Below are 1,947 nucleotides of genomic sequence, written 5' to 3' on the forward strand. Positions count from 1 at the left end.
CGCCGGTGCTGCGCCGCGCCCGCGAGGCCGGCATCACGGTCGTGCGCACCTACGGGATGAGCGAGACGTGCGGCGGCTGCGTGTACGACGGGGTGCCGCTGACCGGGGTGGACGTTCGGGTCGACGCCGAATCGCGGGTGTGGCTCGGCGGCGCGACCCTCGCGTCCGGGTACCGCGGCCTGCCCGACCATCCCGGGTTCGCCACTCCCGGCTGGTTCCGGACCGACGACGCCGGGATCCTCGACGACGGGGTGCTCCGCATCCTGGGCCGGCTCGACGAAGCCCTGTCGACGGGCGGGCTCACCGTCGTGCCGCAGGTCGTCGAAGCGGTCCTGATCGAGCATCCCTCGGTGCGGGAGGTCGCGGTGATCGGCCTGCCCGACGCCCGCCTGGGGCAGCGCGTGGCCGCCGTCGTGGTCGCGACACCCGGCTGCTCCCCCGCTCTCGACGAGTTGCGCGACCACGTCGCCGCGACACTCGACCGCACCGCCGCTCCGCGCGAACTGCACGTCGTCGACGCCCTGCCGCTGCGGGGACCGGGCAAGGTCGATCGCCGCGCGCTCGTCGCCCGATTCTCCTGACCACCGGGCAGGGTGCAAAGATCGATCCATGGCAACCGCAGGTCAATGGCTCGAAGGCGCCCGCCCGCGCACCCTCCCCAATGCGATCGCTCCGGTCGTCGCCGGTACCGGCGCCGCCGCCGCCATCGACGGCGCGGTGTGGTGGAAGGCGCTGCTGGCGTTGTGTGTGGCGTTGCCCCTCGTCATCGGGGTGAACTTCGCGAACGACTATTCGGACGGTATCCGCGGTACCGACGACGATCGGGTCGGTCCGCTGCGCCTGGTGGGTTCGGGTCTGGCCTCACCGGCGAGCGTCAAGCGCGCGGCGTTCGTGTGCTTCGGGATCGGCGCGGTCGCGGGCCTCGTGCTGGCGGCGACGAGCGCGTGGTGGCTGATCCTCGTCGGCGCGGTGTGCATCGTCGGCGCCTGGTACTACACCGGTGGCCGCAACCCGTACGGCTACGCCGGCTTCGGTGAGGTCGCGGTGTTCGTGTTCTTCGGTCTCGTCGCGGTGCTCGGCACGCAGTTCGTGCAGGCCGGCCGGGTGACCTGGGCAGGTCTGGCCTGCGCGGTCGCGGTCGGGTCGTTGTCGACGGCCGTGCTGGTGACGAACAACCTCCGGGACATCCCGACCGACACGGTCAGCGGCAAGCGCACGCTGGCGGTGCGGCTCGGCGATCCGCGCACCCGCACGCTGCATCTGATTCTGGTCGTGGTGCCGTTCGTCGCGTCCCTCGCGCTGGTCGCGGTGACACCGTGGGCCCTGGCGGGTCTGCTCGCCGTGCCGTTCGCCGTGCGCGCCCACGCCCCGGTCCGCGCCGGAGGTCTGGGCAAGAGCCTGATCCCGGCGTTGCAGGATTCGGGGCTCGCCATGCTGGTGTGGGCGGTGGCGACCGCGCCGGCCCTCGCGTTCGGCTGAGCATTCGGCTCGGCCTCCGGCGGGGGCGCGGCGCGGTGGCGGTCAGTCGCCGGGCACGAACGCGCCGAGCACGAGATTGACGATGGAGATGATCAGGGCGCCCCACACGGCCGCCCAGAATCCGCTCAGGGTCAGGCCGTAGTCGGTGAACGAGCTGATCCACGAGGTCAGCCACAGCATCAACGCGTTGATGACCAGGGTGAACAGTCCGAGGGTCAGGATCAGCAGCGGCAGCGACAGCAGCTTGACGAACGGCTTCACGAGGGCGTTGACGATCGTGAAGATCACGGCGAGCACCAGCAGAGCCAGAACGGTGCGGCCGGTGAGCCCGTCCTCGCCTTCCATCGCGCCGATCCGGACGCCGTCGATGAGCGTGGCGGCGAGCCATAGCCCGATGGCGTTGATGACCAATCGCAGGATCAGTGATGTCATACCGCCACTGTTACACACGTCGGCCGCTGTGGCGGG

The 1,947-nt window shown here is 71.2% G+C and carries 2 protein-coding genes and 1 pseudogene; 2 read left to right on the forward strand and 1 reads right to left on the reverse strand.

Going from position 1 to position 1,947, the window contains the following annotated elements; all coding sequences use genetic code 11:
• Nucleotides 1-581: pseudogene (locus tag I0Q12_RS31795) on the forward strand (AMP-binding protein); the annotation flags it as partial.
• Between the two features lie 28 nt (nt 582-609).
• Entirely contained in the window at nt 610-1,479 is an 870-nt protein-coding gene (locus I0Q12_RS03195; RefSeq protein WP_197250559.1) for a 1,4-dihydroxy-2-naphthoate polyprenyltransferase, read from the forward strand.
• Nucleotides 1,480-1,521: 42 nt separating this feature from the next.
• Here I0Q12_RS03195 and I0Q12_RS03200 read toward each other — a convergent pair whose 3' ends face one another.
• Nucleotides 1,522-1,911, reverse strand: coding sequence for a phage holin family protein (locus I0Q12_RS03200; RefSeq protein ID WP_197250560.1), 390 nt, complete (start codon nt 1,909-1,911; stop codon nt 1,522-1,524).
• Nucleotides 1,912-1,947: the final 36 nt, after the last annotated feature.

Origin of the sequence: Rhodococcus sp. CX (assembly GCF_015865005.1) — a bacterium.
Classification (GTDB): Bacteria; Actinomycetota; Actinomycetes; order Mycobacteriales; family Mycobacteriaceae; genus Rhodococcus.

Excerpts from the sequence above, each read along its gene's own strand:
- I0Q12_RS03195 (WP_197250559.1), top strand. The coding sequence starts at position 610 with ATGGCAACCGCAGGTCAATGGCTCGAAGGCGCCCGCCCGCGCACCCTC.
- I0Q12_RS03200 (WP_197250560.1), bottom strand. The coding sequence starts at position 1,911 with ATGACATCACTGATCCTGCGATTGGTCATCAACGCCATCGGGCTATGG.